The sequence below is a fragment of the Acidaminococcus sp. AM33-14BH genome, assembly GCF_003603525.1.
Taxonomy (GTDB): Bacteria; Bacillota; Negativicutes; order Acidaminococcales; family Acidaminococcaceae; genus Acidaminococcus; species Acidaminococcus intestini.
Map to the genome: position 1 here is coordinate 1 of NZ_QTNG01000004.1, position 20,385 is coordinate 20,385.

Here is a 20,385-nt window from a genome sequence, read left to right on the forward strand (position 1 = left end):
AAAAATGGGGTGAGGAAAGAATATTTCCTCACCCCAACATTTATTATAGAACCCAAATTTTCTTAACAAGCGTACAAGCCAAAGAAATGAGCCATGTAGAAAACGCTTTTTTCTACATGGGACTCATTAAATAAAGAGGTCACCATCCAAATCACAAGACGGATTTGGATGGTGACTCTCTGTTTTTCGTTTGAGATAGGTGCCTTTTCCGCAAGATAGCATCACAGCATCTTTGCGAGGCTTCCTTACTGCGCCCGCGTCATGAGAACGACTGTCTCGACATGGCATGAGAGGATAGCAAGAACGTCATATCGCTTTTTTTAGTCGTTGAACGTTGTCGGGAACATATCCACCGTTTTTTGTCTAAAGTCCTAGTTGTTGGAAACATATCCACGAAGTATTTTAAGGACAATTTTTTATTGGTAACGATTCTATAAAATGAAATTTTGATTTATCCCGTATATGCATTATCTGCAGTATTTTTGAAGTTCTGCTTAGATAGCCATTCTTCTTCATCCCTGTTTTCAGGAATATCTATACGCTCAATCTTGAAGATAACTGGTCTAGTTCCATCATTGCAGCAAGCAATCATCATGCGTTCGTCATTTGTCCAGCCGTGCATGATGGATCCTCCCTGCAGCGCAGTATATACATAGCGACTAACTGCATCCCACGCTTCACCGCAAAACTGACCATTCATCAGATGATAGAAGTCATCTTTTTGGGATGTCCTATCCAAAATAAACTCATCTCCAACTTTAAAACACGGACATGGTCCAGACTTCGGATCAGCAAGATATTTTTCCTGCAAATCCGGAAATACCTTAGTTTCCAAAACCGTTATTTTGCACTGATGTTTCACTATCATTCTCCTTAAAAATATCGATTCATTTTTAGTAAATCCTAGATAAGTCCTGATAAAGCAATTTTGGATAAATTCCAGAGGGAACTTATCCAAAACATGAATCTCTAAAAGCCCATATTTAAGCCACTTTCTGGCATCTATTGTTCTTTCCTTGACATCAATACCACTGACTCGACATGGCTCGTATGGGGGAACATATCAACGGGCTGGACTTGACGAATCTTATAGCCGCCTTCACAAAGGATGGCGGCGTCACGGGCAAGAGAGGCCGGTCCGCAGGAAACGTAGACGACGCGTTTGGGACGCACGGCAAGGATGGCGTCAAGAACGGGCCGCTCACAGCCGGCTCTTGGCGGATCAAGGACAACGACGTCGGGGCGGATTCCGTCCCTCACAAGAAGGGGCAGCTCTTTAGCCGCATCAGCACAGATGAATTCACTGTTTTTGATGTGATTGTCCCGGGCATTTTTTCTGGCGTCAGCAATCGCTGGTGAGACAATCTCGATTCCCAAGGCGTGCCGTGCCTTTTGGGCGAGAAAAAGGGTAATCGTCCCTGTGCCGCAGTAAAGGTCGATAACGTTTTCCTTTCCTTCCAAGGCGGCATAGGAAAGGGCAGTTTCATAAAGGCGCTGCGCCTGCAGCGTATTGACTTGGAAGAAGGAATGGGGGGAAATGACAAAGGTCAGGTCGCCCAAGCGGTCATGGATGACACCGGGCCCATAGATTACCTTGTTGTGAGGACCCATAATGACGTTTGTGTGGCGGGTATTAACGTTCTGTACCAAGGTAACAAAGCCGGGGATGGCTTCTTTCAGCATATGGGTCAGTTCCTTGAGATGGGGTACACGGTCCGTATTGGTGACAAGGACAGCCATGACCTCTCCGGTCTGGACGCCGACGCGGCCCATGATATGGCGCACGATGCCCGTGCGGGCGTCTTCTTTTAAAGCGGGGATATGGTAGCGTTCCATCCAGGCACGGACGACGGCCGTAAGTTCGTTATTTGCATCATGCTGGATGAGGCAGCGTTTTACGTCGATGACGTGGTGCGTGCCCTGGGCAAAGCAGCCAATAGACAGGCTGTGCTTTTTCCCTTCTGCCACAGGGACCTGCATCTTGTTGCGGTAATGCCACGGATCATCGGCTCCCAAAGTGGGATTCACGTTGATGCCCGAAAAATGACCAATGCGTTCCAAGGCATCGATGACGGTCTGACGCTTTTGAACAAGTTGCGCCTCATAGGCTAGATGCTGGATCTGGCAGCCGCCGCAGGCTTCATAGACAGGGCAGGGCGGTGTGATTCGGTCCGGACTGGGGACCAGGATCTTTTCCAAGCGTCCCAGGCCGTAGTTTTTCTTTTTGGCTGTGACTGCGGCCGTTACTCGTTCACCAGGAAGGGCTCCGGGGATAAAATAGGTAAATCCTTTCACTTTACCGACCCCTTCGCCGGAACTGCCCAGCCCCGTTATGGTGATTTCAATATGTTCGTTAGGTGTGGTTGTGCGTTTATCTCTTTTCATACCAATCATTATAGCGGGGAAGAAGAGGGAAGGCAACTTTTCCCTGTTTTCTCTTTGTACAAAAATTGTAAAGCTAAATTTACCTCAAAAAAACGATATTTTGAAAAAATGAATCATCTTGCAAAATTAATGATTGACAGATAATATCTTCATCATCTACCATAAGAGTAGCTATTCAGGATAGAGAGACGCTTCTTTAGCAAGCGCCTTTTTTCAACGGTAAAAAGTATACAAAAATAGCGTAAGAAAATAAAAAAATGATTATTCTTGTAGCGGGTGTTTGCTCGGGACTGGGAATGTTGCTTTATTGAATTGAGGGGGGAATCATGACAATTACAGAAGATTTGCACATGCTGCTTTATGTGGCGCTTGGAGGCGCCTTGGGCTCCGTGGGGCGTTATCTTGTTGCCGGAAGCCTCAAGGGTGTGGGGGGGACGGATTTTCCCTGGCACATGATTGCTGTCAATACGCTTGGCTGCATTTTGGTTGGCTTTTTTGTGGCTGTATTATACGTTAAACTGCCGCATCCTCGTTGGATCAACCTCTTTTATTGGGGATTCATTGGAGGTTTTACAGCCTTTTCTTCATTTATCAAAGAAGGAATGCATTTTTTCCTGCATGGGGAGCATATTACGGGATTCCTTTATATTTTCCTGCAGAACATGCTTGGTATGTTTGCTGCCGGTGCCGCTTTTTGGTTGGGCAAGATGCTGCTTTAAGGATGACCGCGGCTCCTTTGTAAGGGGTGATGGAAGTGAGTATCAATATGTTTTTTCTTATTGTGACGGCTTTGGGTCTTGTAGGATCGACCTTTTCCTGGGGGATGTACCGAACGGGATTTTCCCTGCTTCACTCTGCTTGGACGCTCCTGCCCTTTTTACTCATGCCCTTGATTTTTGCCATTGGTAATATTTTTACGGAATCGCTTCCTGTTACGCTGATTCGTTATTTTAGTTGGAGTGGCGGAGTGTGGATGGGTTTTATCTTTTATTCTGTGCTCTTATCTATCTTTTATGGTGTTTGTTGGCTCCTTGGCCGGTTTTCCCAGTCTTCGAACCTTGCACCCAATGCGGCCATCACAATTTTTTTCATCGCTTTTTTGGGGACCGGTCTTGGTGTTTACCAGGCCCTTCATCCCCATGTGCGGCGGATCACCCTTCGCACGTATAAACCTTTGACGCGGTCCATGCGTATCGTCTTTGCTTCGGACCTGCATTTTGGAACTCTTTGGGGCCGCCGGTATGGGCAAAAGCTCGTGAGCCGCATTAATGCGGAAGACCCCGATCTTGTGATTTTTGGCGGTGACCTTGTGGACCGCAGTCTTTCCTTTGTCATGCGCGAGGGCAGTATGGATGCCTTGCGCAGCCTCCGCGCTCCTATGGGCCTATATTCCGTCATGGGCAATCATGATCTCATGGCAGGTACGGGAGAGCAGGAACGGACTTATCTGGAACGAATGGGCATTCGGTTCATTGTGAATGAGTCCATTCCTGTGAGCAGTTCCGTTTGGATCACAGGCCTTGATGATGAGCGCTTTGGAAAAAAGGGCTATGAGGCGCCTGCAGCCCAAGGCAGTGACCTCCATATCTTTGCGGAACATGAACCATACCATGTTTTGGAAGCATCACAAAAGGAGTATGACCTTTATTTTGCCGGCCATACTCATGGAGGACAATTCATTCCTTTAAACCTCATTACACAGCGACTTTTTGCGCTGGACCATGGCACTCAGGCCTTTGGGAATATGCTGGCGACTGTATCGACAGGCCATGGCCTGTCCGTTATTCCCATGCGTCTTGGCGTACCGCCGGAAATTGTGGTTGTCAGTGTAGAACCGATTAAAAAATAAAAAAGGCCGTTACGAATCCTGTGTTCGTAACGGCTTTTTACTTCAAAGTTCATCGGTGAAAAGGGTGAAATGGTTCTTTTTGTAGGCAATAAGTCCGTCTTTTTGCATGCGGCTCAGTTCCGCTGAGAGAGCAGAACGGTCGACGCCGAGGTAATCCGCCATTTCCTGACGGTCAAAGGGGATGGAAACCTGCTTTTTTCCTTGTTTGTCAGCGAGAAAGGACAGATAGGACAGGACACGGCCGCGGATCGATTTTGATGCCGTATAGACCATACGCCGGGATAGGCCCAAGTTTTTGCGGGCCAAGATGGTCAGGAGGTTTTCTACAAGCTTATGATGATGACTGCAGTTTGAGGGACAGATGGTCAGTATCTTGTGCATATCCATCATAAGGACTTCCGTATCTTCTGCTACTTCCACGCTGATAAGGAGCGGCTCGTCATCCATGCAGGCATAGGCTTCGGCAAATATTTCCCCGCTGTGGGCCTGTCCCAAGATGGTCCGGTTTCCCCAGATGTCATCGTAGGCGATGTTGACGCAGCCTTTGAGGATAAGACTGACTGTGTGGACCTTGTCACCGGCACGGTGAATGTAGCTGCCTTTTTCAAAATGGCGGGTCACTGCGCCCAAACAGGTGAGGGCCGACTTGATTTCCTCCGTACGTAAGGTACGGAAAAAGGGTGTTTTCGCTAAAAATGCAAAATCCATGGTTTCTCCCCTTTTGTTGTTGAAACAACGTAATTAATTGTACCCCTATCGTATAATGACACCATCGAAAAAGCAAGTGAAACCATGAATCTTTTACATACAGGGGAGGAAACACTCATGAAACGGAGAATCATCAAAATCGACGAAAATAAATGCAACGGCTGCGGCCTTTGCGCTAAAGCCTGCCACGAAGGTGCCATCGGCATGGTCAATGGCAAAGCCAAGCTCTTGCGCGATGATTATTGTGATGGCCTTGGCGACTGTCTGCCGCACTGCCCGACCGATGCCATTACTTTTGAAGAACGGGAAGCCCTGCCTTATGACCGGGAAGCTGTTGAAGCAAAGATGCGGGCTGAAGGAAAACCGGTTCCGCCCCAGGGGGTCTGCCCTGGCTCCCGCGTACGCATGATGGCGCCCAAAGGCGGCTGCCCTGGGTCCCGTATGAAGATAATGGATCAGGCGGGAAAAGCAGCTGCGCCTGCTGCACCGGCTGCCGCGTCTGTAAGCCAGCTGCGCCAGTGGCCTGTGCAGATCAAACTCGTTCCTATCCAGGCTCCGTTCTTTGACGGAGCAAAGCTCCTCATTGCGGCTGACTGTTCAGCTTATGCGTATGCAAATTTCCACGAAGAATTCATCAAAGGTCATATTACCATCGTGGGCTGCCCGAAACTTGATGCCGTCGACTATTCGGAAAAATTAGGTGCGATTTTTGCTTCAAATGATATCAAGAGCGTGACCGTGGTCCGCATGGAAGTTCCTTGCTGCGGCGGTCTGGAACATGCTGCCGTCAAAGCCCTTCAGGAAAGCGGCAAGATGATCCCTTGGTCCGTTGTAACGATTTCGACCGATGGCAGGATTCTTGATCGGACGTAAGGCGGCCTTTGAAACGAGGCGCTTCTTAAAGTTCGGCATTTCCTTAAGGCGCGTCTCTAGCTGGAAGCTAGTTGCAGGGCTTTATTTAGCTCCGAACAGATGATCTTTCTAAAAGTGCAAAATGGCCTCGAATCCGCTAGGTTCGGGGCCATTTTTTAGTGTTCCAAAAGGATGCCGACGGCAGCAGAAAAGGCAATGTAGATGATGGGATGGAGCTGCCACTTGCGATAGCAAAACCAGATGAAGGCTGTCAGTATCATCATTTTAACTTTAAAGAGGTCGGCCAGGTTTCCCGTAACTTTCCAGGTATTTACCTGGAAGAGGGCAATCTGTGCGACACTCAGGCCTGCAGCCATGATGAGGGCCGCTGACGCAGGGCGGAGGCCGGAAAAGATCTGGCTGACGATGGCTGAGGATTGAAATCTACGGAGCATCCGTGCAATGATGAGGATGATGATGATGGACGGGGCAATGAGTCCTAAGGTGGCGATGGCACCGCCTGCAAATCCCGCCGTTTTGAAGCCGACATAGGTCGCCATGTTGACGCCCAGGGGCCCCGGCGTCGATTCAGAGACGGCAACCATATCGGCAATGTCGGTCGTAGTAAACCAATGGGTCAGACGGCTCATCTCCTGAAGAAAAGGCAGTGTCGCGAGCCCGCCGCCAACGGCAAATAACCCGGTTTTGAAAAATTGCCCAAATAGTTGGCCGTAAAGAATCAGTGTTTCCATGATTCGTCCTCCTTTGCGTAGTTTTCAGCGTGGTCTTGTGGATCTTGTTCCTTGCTCCTTGTCTTAATAGAGGCAGACTTTGAGGAAAAGAGACAGCCTGCTATGCCGGAAAGAACAATCAGCATGACAGTTGGGATGCTTGTCAAGAGAGATAAGACAAGGACGATGAAAAATAACAGCCAGCTGGTCTTGTCAATGAGGGCTTTTTTCCCTAATTTGATGACCGCATCAAAAATCAGGACGGTGACGCAGGCGCGGATCCCGTCAAAGGCATGTTTTACAATAGCAAGGTCAGCAAAATTCAAAAGAAAGGCGGCAATGGACGTAATAATCAAAAGGGAAGGAAAGATAACTCCCAGTGTAGCAATGATGCCGCCTGTGATTCCGTACAGCTTGTAGCCAATAAAGGTAGCCGTATTGATGGCGATGACGCCGGGCGTACACTGCCCAATGGCATAGTCATCCATGAGTTCCTCTTCCGTTGCCCAGTGGCGCTTTTCCACCACTTCCCGCTGCAGAATCGACAGCATGGCATAACCGCCGCCGAATGTGGTGATCCCGATTTGGGCAAATACCCAGAAAAGCTTCCAACACTTTTTCATTCCATCCATTTTAGCTTCCTCCTTTAGGCTGCTTTCGTCCCCTTAGGCGCATCTAGGTACCGTTTACGGGATTTTGGCGGTTTTCTTTTTCTGCACCATAGCGTATCATAGAATTAACTATATGAATAATATTTGTTTTATAATGAGGTATATGATATGAATATATATCAACTGCGCTATTACATCGCTGTCGTTGAAGAAGGTACGATTTCAGCAGCAGCCAGGAAACTGAATCTTTCTCAGCCACCCCTGTCTACCCAAATCAAGCTGCTGGAAGAAGAGGTAGGAACGGAGTTGTTTATACGCGGTGCGCGCCAGATCACGCTGACACCGGCCGGACGCCGGTTCTACCAGTATGCACTGGAAATGACAGATATAGAACGGCAAGCCTTGGAAGAAATCCGCGATATGGGCCGAGGCGGAACTGGGACCGTGCATCTTGGTTGTATCTCTTCCGCCCACGTGAAGGAAGTCTATGAAGGGCTTGATGCTTTTCACAGGCAATATCCCCTTGTCCGGCTGCGAATCGTAGAAGGCAACACGCTTGAACTGGAAGAAAAACTGGCTCGAAATGAGCTGGAAGCTGCTTTTGTTCGGACTCCGGAAACTTTTAAGCATGTTGAGCGTCTTCCCCTTCGCCAGGATCCGATGATGGCTTCCGGCAAACGAGCGTTTTTCAGTGAGATTCCTTCGCATAGGAAGCTCATCATGAAAGACCTTGCAGCGTGTCCTCTGATCCTTTATAAACGCTGGGAAGCAAGGATCCGTGATCTTTTTTCTCACGCTGGAAGGCAGCCGCAAATTGTTGGTGTTGCAGACGACCTTCGTACTTGCCTTATGATGGCTGATTATGGACTGGGAATCAGCGTGACACCCTTGGAGGCCCTTCGCGGCTATCCCCATCTGACGCGTCGGGTGATTGCGGAAAAGGGCCTTGTTTCCACGCTTGAACTTGTACTTCGTAAGGATGCCTATATTTCAGCCAGTGCAAAAGCCTTATTTACTGTTTTTAAAGAGCGTGACAAAAATCAGGAGGAATAGGGACAACTGGCATGGACGGTATTTTGAATCAGCAGGAGGCAGGCTTCTGGACTTTTTTACCCAATAAGAACCCCCACCATGGTGTGACCCATGGTGGGGGTTGATGTGACTTATAATAATGGCGGATGGGGTGGGATTCGAACCCACGATACCTTGCGGTATACTTGATTTCGAGTCAAGCACCTTCGACCACTCGGACACCCATCCGCAGACTAGGCTATTATATCATATTAACGGCGCCGTGTAAAAAATTCCTGCAAAATTTTTTTACAGCGCTCTGCTTCGATACCGGCTTTGATGATGGTATTTGCATGGAGACTGGGGTGGAGGGGAATCTGGAAGAGGCTCCCACAGGCTCCGGCTACGCTGTCGCTCGCCCCAAAGACAACGCGTCCGATCCGGGCATTATAGATGGCACCGGCGCACATGGGGCAGGGTTCCATGGTCACATAAAGGGTGGAGTCAGCTAGGCGCCAGCGCCGGAGCTTTTCACAGGCTTCCCGGATGACAAGGATTTCTGCATGGGCCGTGGCATCATGCGCTCTTTCCCGTCGGTTATGGTTCCGGGCAATGACGCGTCCATCCTGGACGAGAATGGCCCCTACGGGAATTTCCCCTTCAAGAGCGGCCAAGGCTGCTTCCTTCAGGGCTTCTTCCATATACATCTTTTCTTCGTCTGTTGCAAGCTCCATGGTAGGATTCCTATTCTTTCCGGGTCAGCTGCAGCAGGTCATAGGGCGTTTCCTGATAGACCATATTGACCCAATTGGTGTAAAACAGGTGAGCATAGCTGCACCACTTGAAGCAGGGCTGCTCACTGCTGTCATTGTCGGGATAGTAAAATTTCGGCTGCTCCGGGTCAAGGCCCTTGTTTTTGTCACGGATGAATTCATCCTGCAGGGAATTTCGGTCATATTCAAAATGGCCCATGACAAAGATATGGCGCATGTCGCTCGTACTGCAGATGTTGATGCCGTTTTCGGCGCTGCGGCTCAACACTTCAAGGCGCGGGTCAGCGTCGATCTTATTGTCATCGACACGGGTATAACGCGATTGGGGAATGAAGTAGCGGTCATCAAAGCCGCGCAGGAGCGGATGGAAGTTTGTCGTAAGTCCATAGGGATAGATGCCGTAGAGCTTTTTGGGGAGCATGATCTTTGGTATATTGTAGTAATAGTATAACCCAGCTTGGGCGCCCCAACAATAGTGGAGAACAGAAAAGACATGGCTCCGGGCCCACTCAAAGTACTGGACAAGTTCAGGCCAGTATTCAACATCTTCAAAGTCAATCTTTTCGACTGGTGCGCCGGTGATGATGAAGCCATCATAATAGCGGTCCTTGATGTCATTCCATTCAAGATAGACTCGGTCTAAATAGGAATTATCCGTGTGCGTACTGACGCGGGACACAGGGCGGCAGAAATCAATCTCGATTTGGATAGGGGAGTTGCCCAATAGGCGCAGGAGCTGCAGTTCCGTCGGCTTTTTAAGGGGCATGAGGTTAAGAATCAGGATCTTCAAGGGCCGGATATCCTGCGTCATGGCACGGTCTTTTCCAATGGTGACGATTCCTTCTTCACGGAGACGGTTTACAGCGGACAGGCCGCCGTCAATTTTAATGGGCATGACAAAAACTCCTTTCCTGCAATAAAAAAAGCTTTCCTCCCTGCAGGGACGAAAGCATCGTGGTACCACCCAGCTTTACCTTGCCCTTGGGCAAGGTCTCTTGGAAACGCGGCCAAAGCCGGATTCCCCAGTGCAATAACGGGCACACCCGTACGGCCTACTGTGATTTCAGCCAATCAGCTCCAGGACCATCTTCCTTTTCTCATCTGCACTCCCTTTCACCGGTGCGGGAGTTCTCTGGAACCAGACAATAAAAAGTACTCTTCCTTTCATCGCATTTTACTATGAAATTGGAAAAATTTTAGCATGCATGGAAAGGTCCGTCAAGGAGCAAGGGGAGAAATTCCGTAGGAAAAGGATATCTTGTACAATCTGTTACAAAGTCATCTTGAATAGACCTGAAAGAAGCAAGGCCCCCTTGGAATTTTCGTTGCCAAACAAAAAGGGAAAGAGTATGATAAAGGCGTATAGCCCTTTTCTAAAAAAGGGCCGGGGAACAATTCCCGTAAATTTTAAGGAAACGGTGGCGTTTTATGAGAGCGAGGAATGTTTGGGCCGAAGTCGATCTGTCGGCCATTGCCCATAACGTACAGGTCACGCGCAAAGTCCTCAAACCGGGGACAAAAATCTGCGCGGTTGTCAAAGCTGATGCCTATGGCCACGGAGCCGTGCCCGTTGCAACGGCAGCCCTGGCGGCAGGCGTCAATTATCTGGCGGTGTCCATGACACAGGAAGCCCTGGAGCTTCGCGAAGCTGGTATCATGGCGCCTATCCTCATTTTGGGGACCATGACGGAAGAACATGAAAAGGCCCTTGTGGACTATAACATCACCCAAACGGTCTATGATCTTGCCGTGGCCCAGGAGCTTTCGGCAGCAGCCCTGCAGGAAAACAAGGTGGCCAAGGTCCACCTGGCTGTCGATACGGGGATGAACCGGATCGGCTGCCGTCCTGAAGAAGCGGCCGATCTTGCTGAGGCCATCAGCAAGCTGCCCCATGTGGAGCTTGAAGGGATGTTTTCCCATTTTGCCAGCGCCGATGAAATGGATAAAAGTTTTGCTGAAAGCCAATATCGAAAATTCATGGAAGCTGACCGCGCTGTCAAGGACCGAGGCATCCAGATTCCCTTGGTCCACATCGATAACAGCGCTGGTATCACGGAGATGAAGCATACAGAATGTGACATGGTCCGTCAGGGCATCACCCTTTATGGACTGTGGCCATCGGACGACGTAGAACGCTGTCTTGACCTAAAACCGGCCCTCAGCCTCAAGGCAGAAGTCGTCTTTGTGAAGGATGTTCCAGCCGGTGAGAAGATCGGTTATGGCTGTACCTACGAGACGAAAGCACCCATGAAGGTAGCTACGATTCCCTTGGGCTATGCTGATGGCTATTCCCGCGCCCTGTCAAACCGTGGCTATATTACGATCCGTGGTTATAAGGCTCCTGTTGTGGGTCGCATCTGTATGGACCAGTTTATGGTTGACGTGACGAATGTGCCGGGTGTCCATAAGGGGGATGAAGCGGTTATCTTTGGGCCGGGTGGTGTTTCCCTTGACCAATTGGCTAAGTGGGTGGGAACCATACCCTATGAGCTCATGTGTCTTTTGTCAACGCGTGTTCCCAGAAAGTACACCTACACGTATACCATCAAGCATTACGAAAACAATCGTTTTTAGGAAAAAGGGCGTAAGCCCACTAGGTTCACACACGGGTTCCGCTTCTTTTTCTGCAGAAAGGCGGGCCCTTTTTTGCATCAGGAAGGTAGGAAAGCAGTATGGAGCACTATGAAAAATTAACAGAAAGTACAATTGAAGAACTAAAAGCCATTGTAGGCGAAAAATATGTCCTCACGACGCCGGAGACCCTCGAAACGTATCAAACGGATCAAGAGACAGATTCCCGGTTCTTCCATGTGCCGGAAGCTGTTGCAGCGCCAGGAAGTACGGAAGAAGTGGCGGCCATCATGAAACTTGCCAACAAGCGCCATTTTTCCGTAACACCCCGCTCCGGCGGGACCAGCGTCTCCGACGGAGCCATTGCTGTCTGCGGTGGCATTGTCATGCTCATGGAGCGCATGAACCGCATCTTGGAAGTAAACCCGGATGGTATGTATATGGTTGTCGAAGCTGGGGCTAGGACCCTCGATGTGCAGGAAGCGGCCAAGAAGGAAGGTCTCTTTTATGCCGGTGATCCGTGCAGCGCCGACAGCTGCCTCATTGGCGGCAACCTTGCGACAAACGCCGGTGGCGATAAGGCCGTTCGCTACGGCACGACGCGCAGTCAGGTCCATGCCATCGAAGTGGTCCTGCCCACGGGCGAGATTGCACACCTGGGGGCCCGAACGAAGAAAAATACAACTGGTTTCTGTCTTGATCAGCTCGTTCTTGGGAGCGAAGGGACCCTTGGCGTCATTACAAAAGCAACGCTGAAACTGCTGCCCATTGCCCCCTACCGGTCGGACGTCCTTCTTGTCTTCACAGATCCACGGAAGGCCACGAGCCTTGTTCCCATTCTTTTAAAAGCTGGGCTTGACCCGACGAGTGTTGAATTCATGGATCATGGTTTTGTGCAGGCTTCCAGCGACTATTCAAAGATTCGACTCAGTCATTATGACGACGGCTGCTACGTTATTTTGACCCTCGAAACCTTTGATGAAGATGAGATGGATAAAAAGCTCATAAAGGTCGATGAGCTGGCTCAGGCGCATGGTGCCGTGGAAGTGTCCCTTGCTGATGACCGGGTGTGGACAATCCGCAAAAATTGTCTTGAAGCGACGAGAATCCTAAGCCGCGTCAGTACCAGTGACGATTTTGTCTTTCCGTTGGATAAGATTTCAGATGCCATCATGGATCTGTCGGAACTTGCCGCAACCTATCCTTTCCGCGTCTTTACCTTAGCTCATGCGGGAGATGGGAACCTGCACTTTAATATACTTAAAGGGGAGCTCAGCGATGAAGCTTGGGAGGAAACCCTTTCATCCTTCCATGAAAAGGCCTATGCCTATGTCTATGCCCATGACGGCCTTCTTTCCGGTGAACATGGAATTGGGGCAAAGAAAGTAGGACAGCTCGAGCGTTTGACGGACCCTGGGCAGATGTTCATGATGACAGCCATCAAGAAGGCCTTGGATCCTTTGGATGTACTCAATCCGGGGAAGGTCATTGCAAGATATTGAGGCCGGCTCAAAAATCGGGCTGATTTGATGCAGGACCTGAGCCACTTGCTTTAGAAAAGGTCGACCTGAGGCAAGGGGCTCACGTTGTAGCGTACGATGGACCGTCTCACGTTTGGGGACAGGATAGTTCAGTTGTGAGTTTAAAAATTGTGGGTTACAACACGAAGGCCTTAAGGTCTTTTCCCCTGCGGTCTTTTCGCACCATGGCATCACAGCATTGCAGGCACCTTTACGTCTTTTGCTTGGCAGCCAGAGCCGGCGTCTCGAGACAGCATTCTGGACTCTTCCTGAATGGATTGCCTGACCGCCATTTTTCCTCCACGGCAAAAAAGTCCCGCTGGGAGACTTTTCGTTTCCCAGCGGGACTTTCCCGTCCTTATTTTCTCGATGGGCCACAGGAACAGGCACTCCTGCGGCACACGAAGCGGTCTGCTTATTGCTGCTTCCTTCCGGACCTGACAAGGTTCACAGGACTTCATTGCGCAGGACCTATCCCTATGGTCCATCCAAAAAATAAAAGCGTACTTAAAAGAAAAGCCGCATGCTGCGGCGGATTCTTAAATGGCGGAGAGTGAGGGATTCGAACCCTCGATACGGTTATCCCGTATACACGCTTTCCAGGCGTGCTCCTTCAACCACTCGGACAACTCTCCAGGTTGAAATGCTTAGGCAAAGCTTTTCGATTGTATGCAGTCTTTAAAAATGACTGCGTGTTTTAGTATAAAGGATATTCATGCCGTTGTCAAGAAATAAGTTGAATTTTTTTATGGAAACAAGGTATAATACCATGGTACAACAGAGAGAAAGGATGGATTCCATGTCTTACGTCGCATTATATCGTACTTGGAGACCCCAGGATTTTGATGGCCTCGTGGGGCAGGAACACATCAGGAAAGCGCTCACGAACGCACTTGAGTCGGGGCGCATTTCCCATGCTTACCTGTTTACAGGCCCTCGCGGTACGGGTAAGACGAGTACGGCGCGGATCCTTGCTAAGGCCCTGAACTGTGAGAAGGGGCCAACGCCCCATCCTTGCAATACTTGCGATCATTGTCGGGAAATTACGGAAGGTACCAGTGCCGATGTCATTGAAATCGACGCGGCCAGCAACCGCGGAATTGATGAGATCCGGAAGCTTCGGGAACAGGTCCATTTTGCACCTGTTTCCAGCCGTTACAAGGTCTATATTATCGACGAAGTGCATATGATCACGGCAGACGCATTCAATGCCCTGTTAAAGACCCTTGAAGAGCCTCCAGAGCATGTCGTCTTTATCCTTGCGACAACGGAGCCGCAGAAGATCCCGACGACCATCCATTCCCGGTGTCAGCGTTTTGATTTTCGCCGCGTTACGGTCGACGATATTGCTGCCCACCTGCAAAAAGTAGCAGAAGGCAGCAATATCAATGCGGAACCGGATGCCCTGCGTCTTATGGCCATTCAGGCCGATGGGGGCATGCGCGATGCCGTTGGTCTTCTGGATCAATGCAGTATCATGGCTAATCCCGTGACAGCTGAAACGGTGCGGCAGGTCCTTGGTATTGCCGGGCGCGATACGATGCGGGCCTTGGTAGAGAAAATTGGCCGCCGCGATCTGCCTGCTGCCTTGGATCTCCTCAATCAGCTCATGGACGATGGAAAAGATGTCACCCAGGTCCTGACAGAGCTCCTCGAATATATGCGAGCCCTGCTCCTTTATCAGGCTGATCCGGCGTATCAGGAGATTTACTTGACCGATACAGCGGAAAATCTCAAAACTGTGGAACCGCTTTTTACGCGCAGCCGCATTCTTGCTGCAACAGCGCGTATCCATGAGGCCTCCCTTGATGTGAAGCGTTCCCTGCGGTCAAAGATTGTCGCAGAGATTTGTCTTTATGATCTCTGCCGCGGCGAAGGGGAGAGTCCTGCGGCACTTCTGTCCCGCATTGAGACACTTGAAGGGAAAGTCACCCACCTCATGGCAGGCGGTGCTCCAGCCGTATCACCCGCATTTGAGCCGCCAAGGGAAAAAAGGAGCAAGACGCAGGAAGCGGCTTATGCTTCCCCGATGGCAACGGCACCGGACATGCCTTCTGTAACTCAGAAAGAAGCTTCTTTTCCCTCTGCAGAAGGGCCTGCTGCCATTCCTTTGGAAAAACGGCAAGAAGCTTCTTTTGAAAAGCAGGCATCCGCTGTACCGCAGCGAGCGGGCCAGAAAATGGAAGCCGAGGGTGCCTCTTTTACTCCGCCCTTTGAAGAAAAAACGGACGCTCCCCGTCAGCCTTCTGATCTAGCAGGGGCCCAGCGACTCTGGAATGGCGTTCTGCAGGGTCTCAAACAGCGTCATAAGATGGGCTTTTTTGCCTATGCGCGGGAGGCAACTCCCCTTGACTTTGATGGCAAAAGGCTCACGGTGGGGACGGCAACGCAATTGGCCAAGGACCGCCTTGAACGCAATGATCTAAGGGACGAGGTCCTTGCCATCTTAAAGGCGGGGACAGGGCAGAATTTCGAATTTGCGGTCGAACAGGCCAGCGAAAAACAAATGGAAGCGGCAAGGAAAACTGCGCCTCGCGTGGCTTCCCGCCCCCAGCATAAGGCGGCGCCGCCTGCGCCGCCCAAGGAAGCGCCCCTTCCCAAAGAAGACGACGAACTTCCTGAAACCGTCAAACGGGCCATGATGGTCTTTGGCGGAAGCCTTGTAAAAGATGATTCGAATCAATAGGAGGAATGAACAATGTTTAAAGGCGGAATGGGAATGAATGGTATGCAGGGCATGCTGAAAAAAGTCCAGAAGATGCAAAGTGAGATGCTGAAACTCCAGGATGAACTCAAGGAACGCACCGTGGAAGCCACGGCAGGCGGGGAGGCAGTCAAGGTTGTTGTAAATGGCAGCAAGAATGTCGTAAGCCTTGCCATTTCGCCTGAAGCTGTCGATCCAGATGATGTAGAAATGCTCCAAGATCTCATCGTAACAGCTGTCAACGAAGCAATGAAGAAGGTTGATGAAATGACAGAAAAGGAAATGGGCAAAGTAACGGGCGGCATGAAGCTGCCGGGGATGTACTGAGAACACTATGCGCATGATCAAACCTCTGGCCCGGCTTCATGAGCAGCTGCGCAAATTGCCGGGGATTGGCTCCAAATCGGCGCTGCGTCTTTCCTACCACGTCCTTGATATGAAACGAAGCGATGTGGAAGCTCTGGCAGCGGCGCTGGTTGCTGTCAAGGATCAGGTCCATCTCTGTGCGTCCTGTTTCAATCTTTGTGAAGGCACACGGTGCGAAATTTGTGAGGATGAAAAGCGGGACCATGGGCTCATCTGTGTCGTTGAAGAACCGCAGGATGTAGCGGCTATGGAACGGACAAAGGGTTTTGAAGGGGTGTACCACGTCCTTCATGGCGTTCTGTCCCCCCTTGATGGCGTGGGCCCTGACCAGCTGAAGATCCGCGAACTCATGCGCCGTTTGCAGGACGGTTCGGTACACGAAGTGATCCTTGCAACCAATTCCGATGTGGAGGGGGAGGCAACAGCAGCCTATCTGGCGAGTCTCATCCGTCCCTTGGGCATCAAGGTCAGCCGCATTGCCCACGGCCTCCCCATGGGTGGGGACCTTGAATATGCCGATGAATTGACGCTTTACAAGGCCCTGGAAAACCGTCGGGAACTTTGATTGTCCCTTAGGATGTGAAGAAAGGCGGTACGTAGTTATGGAAGTTTGGGTGTTTGGCCTTGCGGCCCTTGTCATTCTTCTGATAGTCGTCAATATCTTTTCCCTTTCCCTCAAGCTTTTGTGGAACGGGGTTGTTGGCATGATCCTTCTTTGGCTGTTCAATCTGGTAGGGGGAATTGTCGGTCTGCATCTTGAAATTGGTGCTGTTTCTGCTTTGGTGGCGGGATTCTTTGGAATTCCCGGCGTCATTCTCCTGCTGCTTTATCAGCTCATGGGGCACTAAGCGATGGCATTTAGTAAATCAGAAAATGAAAGGGTACGAATCCTGTGCTATCTTGTGATTGGCGGGACGGCGGCCCTTTTTGAATGGGCCTTGGTGTATTTATTTGCCGTGCGCCTCGGTCTCAATTATCTTTTGTCAACAGGCCTTGCTTATCTTTGTTCCACGGTCTGCCACTATATTGCGACCAATTGCTTTGTTTTTGACAGTGGCGTCCGCTACAGCAGAAAAAAGGAGTTTTCCCTGGTCCTTATTGTATCGACCCTGGGTCTTTTGCTGAACCTTCTTTTGATGCGCCTTTTCGTCGGTGCCCTAGGCGGCAGCGTCATGCCGAGTAAGATCCTTGCATCGGCACTTGTGACCATTTGGAACTATCTATCCAGAAAAAAATGGATCTATTCATAAGACGGCGGCTCCCACAGCTCCCGTCTCACTAAAAAGGGTGGGTTCATGATGTTTCGAAAAAAAGTTGATATCAAGTCATTCAAAAAAGTATATCTCGTCCATAACCACAATGCGGGTAAGCAGACTTTCTTTGCTGCCATGCACCGCAGTGTGGAGCGCCTTGCCGACGAGTTTATCGCGATGTATGGACCGGCTGCCTTTTCCTATTACCGCATCAACACCTTCAACGATGCTCAAATCGTGGCACGTAAGGCCTGCGATGAACAAGTCGATTGGATCATCATTGCTGGCGGCGATGGTACACTGCGCGCCATTTCAGAAGTACTCGTTGAACGGGACTATATGCCCTATGTGAGTATCTACCCTGCTGGTACGGTGAACCTTGTTGCCAAGGAACTGGCCCAGAAAACCGATGCCACAAGTTGGCTCATGCGCGTTGAAAAGGGCATTACGGCTCCAGTCTGGCTAGGAAAGGCCAATGACCGGATTTTTCTGACTGTGGCCGGCATCGGCGTTGATTCCCTCGTCGTCGATATGGTCACGCCCAAAGAAAAAAAGCTTCTTTCAACCCTTGCCTATGTGCGCCAGAGCGGCCTTGTGGCGGGGAATGAAATGCTGCTGCATCCGTGGAAGTATAAGTTTGAGGTTATGATTGACGGTGATGGCGTATGGCGGGCGGCCAGTTCCGTTATCGTCACAAAGAGCCGTTACTATGCAGGCCGTTTCTCTCTTGTTAACGGGGGCTCCTTATCCAATCCTGCACTATATGTCATCTTATTTAAAAAGGACCGTTGTGTCGACTTCCTGCGCTACACAGCGCTCATTGCGGCCGATATGCTCTCCTTGGATAAATCGGTCGAAATCTGTAAGGCCCAGGAGGTCCAGATTCGCTGCAACGTGAAGAACTTTGCGGCCGAATTGGATGGGGATAGCGTAGCAACGTCGCCCCTTTCCATTTCCCTCCTACCGACTCCGCTTAATTTTATTTCCTAGGGAGGCATTGTGAAAAAGAAGCTTGCGCTCATTCTTCCGGCCCTTCTTATTTTGGGTCTGGAATACTTTTTATGCTGGAATGATCTGAAAGCCATTTCGCCTTTTCCTCTGGCTGAATGCTGGTACCGAACTTTGAATCACTTTCTGCGGGATTTTCTGCTTCTTGGGACGGGCTCACTCCTTTATCTTAAGAAGCACCGGATCAAGGATCGGGCCCGGCGCTATTTCCCCGTCGTGGTCATTGGCGTGCTGTATCTTTTGGACGCCCTCTTCATGGTGACCTATGTTGAGCTTGACTGGGGATTTATGACGGTCCTTTCAATTCTTGCCGGTCTTTTTAACAATATCGTTGTCCTTTTGGTAACGGCCATGGTCTATCACCATTACCCCAATCGGGGAATGAAGGCATTTTATTTCCTTGTTTATTTTGTAACAGCCTTCATTATGTTGGGGGATGCAGTCTACTTCTGGAATACGAGCATGCATGTAGAGAGTGTTCTTTTTGAGAACCTCAATTATTATGCGGCCATAGGCGTCCTGTCAACGACGGATTCTTGGAAGCTGGTTCTTGGCGCCCTGCTTCTTATCGTGCTTGCTGCCCTTTTCCGTGTCGATCGCCCCCAGCGACGCAAGCCTAACCTGCCTTGGTCGCTCCTGTGCGTTGCTGTTTTTGCCTTGGGTCTTAACCTGACCTATCTTTTGTGCCGTGAAGGCGTCTATCATGGCCTTGACCTCGTGCCGGGCCTTGATCTTGAAGTGGATTTGGAAAAGAACCGAAAAACGACACGGGATGCTGTGGCATACCCTGTGAACGTGAACTTTTTCCAAAAAGCCTTTTTCAAGACCGATAAGGTTGTTCACGATCCCAGTGAATATAAGAAACGGGAACTGACCGATAAGGATCGTACCATCTTGAAACGTCTGGGCATCCTGCCTAAAACACCAGTCATTGTTCGAGATAAACCTGCTTATGACCGAATTGTCATGATCATCTTTGAGTCCGTCCATCGGGATTATCTCCATTACTATAATCCCGCGATCCCCAAGGAAACGACGCCTTATCTGGACTTGCTTGTCGAAAAGTATCCGCACCTTGACCACTACTACTCATCGGCAGTTCCGACGACACAGGGCCTTAATGCGACATTCCGCAGTCAGCTCATCTATGATGGTGACCTGCCGGGGACCCACCAGCCGTCACTGTTTCGTTCCCTTGAAAAAGCGGGGATTCCGGGGACATTTTTCAGTGCATCAAGCCGCTACTACAATAATGAGTACCGCGAGTATCCAGAACAGTTTGGTATGGCTCACTATTTTGCTAAGGAAGATATTGCCAAAGAAGGCTACTCTGGAGCAAGTGGCTGGGGTTTTCATAACGATGTCATGTATGACAACATGCTGCGCTTTTTAAAGAAAAGCCGCGGTCAGTCATTCCTTGTTGTCACGAAGACCCTTGATATGCACCAACCTTATCCCTATTATGGGATTACTTACGAAAACATGCCTGAGTCCGTGCGAACCCAAGGCACGGTAACCGTGTGCGGCATGTATTGGGTAGATCAGACCGTGAAGCATTTCTTTGAGGAAGCGGAAAAGGAAGGACTCATGGATGATCGGACCCTTTTTGTGATTACAAGCGACCATAATCCCCATTCGGGTGGGGAATATAAGACCCTTGTCCAAAAGCCGCAGGACAAGAAGAGCGTGGCGCCGATTCCTCTTATCTTTGTGAGTAAGAATCTGGAACCGTTGAAAAATCTCGAAAGTACGGATTATGGCAGCCAGGAAGACCTGGCTCCGACGCTCCTTGCGCTCATGGGCGTCCCCGTACCGGAAGAATTCATGGGGAGAAATCTCCTGCAGCCTACGGATCATCCCTATGCCTTGGGCTATTTTGGCGGTAAAGCCTATTACTATTCCGCCGACTTATCCTTTGTTTCCACGTTGGACGAGCCAACACCGGATCGGGAGGAAAAGGACGCCCTGGCAAATTATGTGATGTACAACTATGTGGAGCGGCATCTTAAGTATATGCCTTCCCTTTAAGGCACATACTTCCTC

At 50.0% G+C, this 20,385-nt stretch carries 20 protein-coding genes, 2 tRNA genes, 1 other RNA gene and 1 other annotated feature; of the genes, 13 read left to right on the plus strand and 10 right to left on the minus strand.

From position 1 onward, the window contains the following. Window positions 1-451: 451 nt before the first annotated feature. Window positions 452-862, minus strand: a complete 411-nt coding sequence (locus DW817_RS03810) for a TIGR04076 family protein (protein WP_009014510.1) — start codon at window positions 860-862, stop codon at window positions 452-454. Between the two features lie 140 nt (window positions 863-1,002). Next, window positions 1,003-2,385 (minus strand): 23S rRNA (uracil(1939)-C(5))-methyltransferase RlmD, encoded by a 1,383-nt coding sequence (gene rlmD, locus DW817_RS03815; protein WP_243634062.1) that lies wholly within the window; start codon window positions 2,383-2,385, stop codon window positions 1,003-1,005. 326 nt (window positions 2,386-2,711) lie between these two features. Here rlmD and DW817_RS03820 point away from each other — a divergent pair, with 326 nt between their 5' ends. Together DW817_RS03820 and DW817_RS03825 are read left to right on the plus strand one after the other, a co-directional pair. Beyond that, window positions 2,712-3,104, plus strand: coding sequence for a CrcB family protein (locus tag DW817_RS03820; RefSeq protein ID WP_016459414.1), 393 nt, complete (start codon window positions 2,712-2,714; stop codon window positions 3,102-3,104). 35 nt (window positions 3,105-3,139) lie between these two features. Then, entirely contained in the window at window positions 3,140-4,234 is a 1,095-nt protein-coding gene (locus DW817_RS03825) for a metallophosphoesterase (RefSeq protein WP_165851868.1), read from the plus strand. A gap of 42 nt (window positions 4,235-4,276) precedes the next feature. On the opposite strand, the gene DW817_RS03830 is transcribed toward DW817_RS03825, so the two are convergent. Continuing rightward, on the minus strand, window positions 4,277-4,942 hold the full coding sequence (locus tag DW817_RS03830; protein WP_009015866.1) for a Crp/Fnr family transcriptional regulator: 666 nt from the start codon (window positions 4,940-4,942) through the stop codon (window positions 4,277-4,279). Between the two features lie 117 nt (window positions 4,943-5,059). On the opposite strand from DW817_RS03830, the gene DW817_RS03835 reads away from it, so the two are divergent. Next, window positions 5,060-5,815, plus strand: a complete 756-nt coding sequence (locus tag DW817_RS03835) for an ATP-binding protein (RefSeq protein WP_120111147.1) — start codon at window positions 5,060-5,062, stop codon at window positions 5,813-5,815. Window positions 5,816-5,970: 155 nt separating this feature from the next. Here the strand turns inward: DW817_RS03835 and DW817_RS03840 are convergent, their stop codons facing one another. Together DW817_RS03840 and DW817_RS03845 are read right to left on the minus strand one after the other, a co-directional pair. After that, complete coding sequence (locus tag DW817_RS03840; RefSeq protein WP_120111150.1) at window positions 5,971-6,546, minus strand: chromate transporter; 576 nt, start codon at window positions 6,544-6,546, stop codon at window positions 5,971-5,973. Further along, entirely contained in the window at window positions 6,534-7,148 is a 615-nt protein-coding gene (locus DW817_RS03845; protein ID WP_165851869.1) for a chromate transporter, read from the minus strand. Before DW817_RS03845 ends, DW817_RS03840 begins: the two co-directional genes overlap by 13 nt. Window positions 7,149-7,304: 156 nt before the next feature. Between DW817_RS03845 and DW817_RS03850 the strand changes: the two genes are divergently transcribed. Continuing rightward, window positions 7,305-8,189 (plus strand): LysR family transcriptional regulator, encoded by an 885-nt coding sequence (locus tag DW817_RS03850; protein WP_009015862.1) that lies wholly within the window; start codon window positions 7,305-7,307, stop codon window positions 8,187-8,189. A 119-nt stretch (window positions 8,190-8,308) separates the two neighbouring features. On the opposite strand, the gene DW817_RS03855 is transcribed toward DW817_RS03850, so the two are convergent. The 3 genes from DW817_RS03855 to metA form a co-directional block, all read right to left on the minus strand. Then, window positions 8,309-8,396: transfer RNA gene (locus DW817_RS03855), tRNA-Ser, on the minus strand. 23 nt (window positions 8,397-8,419) lie between these two features. Next, window positions 8,420-8,881, minus strand: a complete 462-nt coding sequence (gene tadA / locus DW817_RS03860; protein WP_009015861.1) for a tRNA adenosine(34) deaminase TadA — start codon at window positions 8,879-8,881, stop codon at window positions 8,420-8,422. A 10-nt stretch (window positions 8,882-8,891) separates the two neighbouring features. Continuing rightward, window positions 8,892-9,815, minus strand: coding sequence for a homoserine O-succinyltransferase (gene metA, locus DW817_RS03865; RefSeq protein ID WP_009015860.1), 924 nt, complete (start codon window positions 9,813-9,815; stop codon window positions 8,892-8,894). Window positions 9,816-9,856: 41 nt separating this feature from the next. Further along, window positions 9,857-10,097: a binding site (T-box leader), on the minus strand. Window positions 10,098-10,348: 251 nt separating this feature from the next. Between metA and alr the strand changes: the two genes are divergently transcribed. Both alr and DW817_RS03875 read left to right on the plus strand, forming a co-directional pair. Next, on the plus strand, window positions 10,349-11,494 hold the full coding sequence (gene alr, locus DW817_RS03870) for an alanine racemase (protein WP_021736543.1): 1,146 nt from the start codon (window positions 10,349-10,351) through the stop codon (window positions 11,492-11,494). Between the two features lie 98 nt (window positions 11,495-11,592). Then, entirely contained in the window at window positions 11,593-12,993 is a 1,401-nt protein-coding gene (locus DW817_RS03875; RefSeq protein WP_009015858.1) for an FAD-binding oxidoreductase, read from the plus strand. A 395-nt stretch (window positions 12,994-13,388) separates the two neighbouring features. On the opposite strand, the gene ffs is transcribed toward DW817_RS03875, so the two are convergent. Both ffs and DW817_RS03885 read right to left on the minus strand, forming a co-directional pair. Then, window positions 13,389-13,488, minus strand: an RNA gene (gene ffs, locus DW817_RS03880) — signal recognition particle sRNA small type. Window positions 13,489-13,555: 67 nt separating this feature from the next. After that, window positions 13,556-13,646, minus strand: a tRNA-Ser gene (locus DW817_RS03885). 164 nt (window positions 13,647-13,810) lie between these two features. Between DW817_RS03885 and dnaX the strand changes: the two genes are divergently transcribed. The 7 genes from dnaX to DW817_RS03920 are packed head-to-tail and all read left to right on the plus strand — an operon-like array spanning window position 13,811 to window position 20,370. Then, window positions 13,811-15,697: a DNA polymerase III subunit gamma/tau gene (gene dnaX, locus DW817_RS03890; RefSeq protein WP_120111158.1), complete on the plus strand. Its 1,887-nt coding sequence runs from the start codon at window positions 13,811-13,813 to the stop codon at window positions 15,695-15,697. A 12-nt stretch (window positions 15,698-15,709) separates the two neighbouring features. Continuing rightward, window positions 15,710-16,042, plus strand: coding sequence for a YbaB/EbfC family nucleoid-associated protein (locus DW817_RS03895; protein ID WP_009015856.1), 333 nt, complete (start codon window positions 15,710-15,712; stop codon window positions 16,040-16,042). A gap of 7 nt (window positions 16,043-16,049) precedes the next feature. Next, complete coding sequence (gene recR / locus DW817_RS03900; RefSeq protein ID WP_021736552.1) at window positions 16,050-16,646, plus strand: recombination mediator RecR; 597 nt, start codon at window positions 16,050-16,052, stop codon at window positions 16,644-16,646. A 37-nt stretch (window positions 16,647-16,683) separates the two neighbouring features. After that, window positions 16,684-16,929, plus strand: coding sequence for a pro-sigmaK processing inhibitor BofA family protein (locus tag DW817_RS03905; protein WP_009015854.1), 246 nt, complete (start codon window positions 16,684-16,686; stop codon window positions 16,927-16,929). 3 nt (window positions 16,930-16,932) lie between these two features. Beyond that, a complete protein-coding gene (locus tag DW817_RS03910; RefSeq protein ID WP_009015853.1) occupies window positions 16,933-17,331 on the plus strand; it encodes a GtrA family protein in 399 nt (132 codons plus the stop codon). A 45-nt stretch (window positions 17,332-17,376) separates the two neighbouring features. Continuing rightward, entirely contained in the window at window positions 17,377-18,324 is a 948-nt protein-coding gene (locus tag DW817_RS03915; RefSeq protein WP_014128820.1) for a diacylglycerol kinase family protein, read from the plus strand. A gap of 9 nt (window positions 18,325-18,333) precedes the next feature. Next, the gene (locus tag DW817_RS03920; protein ID WP_009015851.1) at window positions 18,334-20,370 is read left to right on the plus strand and encodes an LTA synthase family protein; all 2,037 of its coding nucleotides are present in this window, start codon (window positions 18,334-18,336) and stop codon (window positions 20,368-20,370) included. Window positions 20,371-20,385: the final 15 nt, after the last annotated feature.

Excerpts from the sequence above, each read along its gene's own strand:
- rlmD (WP_243634062.1), bottom strand. The coding sequence starts at position 2,385 with ATGAAAAGAGATAAACGCACAACCACACCTAACGAACATATTGAAATC.
- DW817_RS03820 (WP_016459414.1), top strand. The coding sequence starts at position 2,712 with ATGACAATTACAGAAGATTTGCACATGCTGCTTTATGTGGCGCTTGGA.
- DW817_RS03830 (WP_009015866.1), bottom strand. The coding sequence starts at position 4,942 with ATGGATTTTGCATTTTTAGCGAAAACACCCTTTTTCCGTACCTTACGT.
- DW817_RS03835 (WP_120111147.1), top strand. The coding sequence starts at position 5,060 with ATGAAACGGAGAATCATCAAAATCGACGAAAATAAATGCAACGGCTGC.
- DW817_RS03840 (WP_120111150.1), bottom strand. The coding sequence starts at position 6,546 with ATGGAAACACTGATTCTTTACGGCCAACTATTTGGGCAATTTTTCAAA.
- DW817_RS03845 (WP_165851869.1), bottom strand. The coding sequence starts at position 7,148 with ATGAAAAAGTGTTGGAAGCTTTTCTGGGTATTTGCCCAAATCGGGATC.
- DW817_RS03850 (WP_009015862.1), top strand. The coding sequence starts at position 7,305 with ATGAATATATATCAACTGCGCTATTACATCGCTGTCGTTGAAGAAGGT.
- tadA (WP_009015861.1), bottom strand. The coding sequence starts at position 8,881 with ATGGAGCTTGCAACAGACGAAGAAAAGATGTATATGGAAGAAGCCCTG.
- metA (WP_009015860.1), bottom strand. The coding sequence starts at position 9,815 with ATGCCCATTAAAATTGACGGCGGCCTGTCCGCTGTAAACCGTCTCCGT.
- alr (WP_021736543.1), top strand. The coding sequence starts at position 10,349 with ATGAGAGCGAGGAATGTTTGGGCCGAAGTCGATCTGTCGGCCATTGCC.
- DW817_RS03875 (WP_009015858.1), top strand. The coding sequence starts at position 11,593 with ATGGAGCACTATGAAAAATTAACAGAAAGTACAATTGAAGAACTAAAA.
- dnaX (WP_120111158.1), top strand. The coding sequence starts at position 13,811 with ATGTCTTACGTCGCATTATATCGTACTTGGAGACCCCAGGATTTTGAT.
- DW817_RS03895 (WP_009015856.1), top strand. The coding sequence starts at position 15,710 with ATGTTTAAAGGCGGAATGGGAATGAATGGTATGCAGGGCATGCTGAAA.
- recR (WP_021736552.1), top strand. The coding sequence starts at position 16,050 with ATGCGCATGATCAAACCTCTGGCCCGGCTTCATGAGCAGCTGCGCAAA.
- DW817_RS03905 (WP_009015854.1), top strand. The coding sequence starts at position 16,684 with ATGGAAGTTTGGGTGTTTGGCCTTGCGGCCCTTGTCATTCTTCTGATA.
- DW817_RS03910 (WP_009015853.1), top strand. The coding sequence starts at position 16,933 with ATGGCATTTAGTAAATCAGAAAATGAAAGGGTACGAATCCTGTGCTAT.
- DW817_RS03915 (WP_014128820.1), top strand. The coding sequence starts at position 17,377 with ATGATGTTTCGAAAAAAAGTTGATATCAAGTCATTCAAAAAAGTATAT.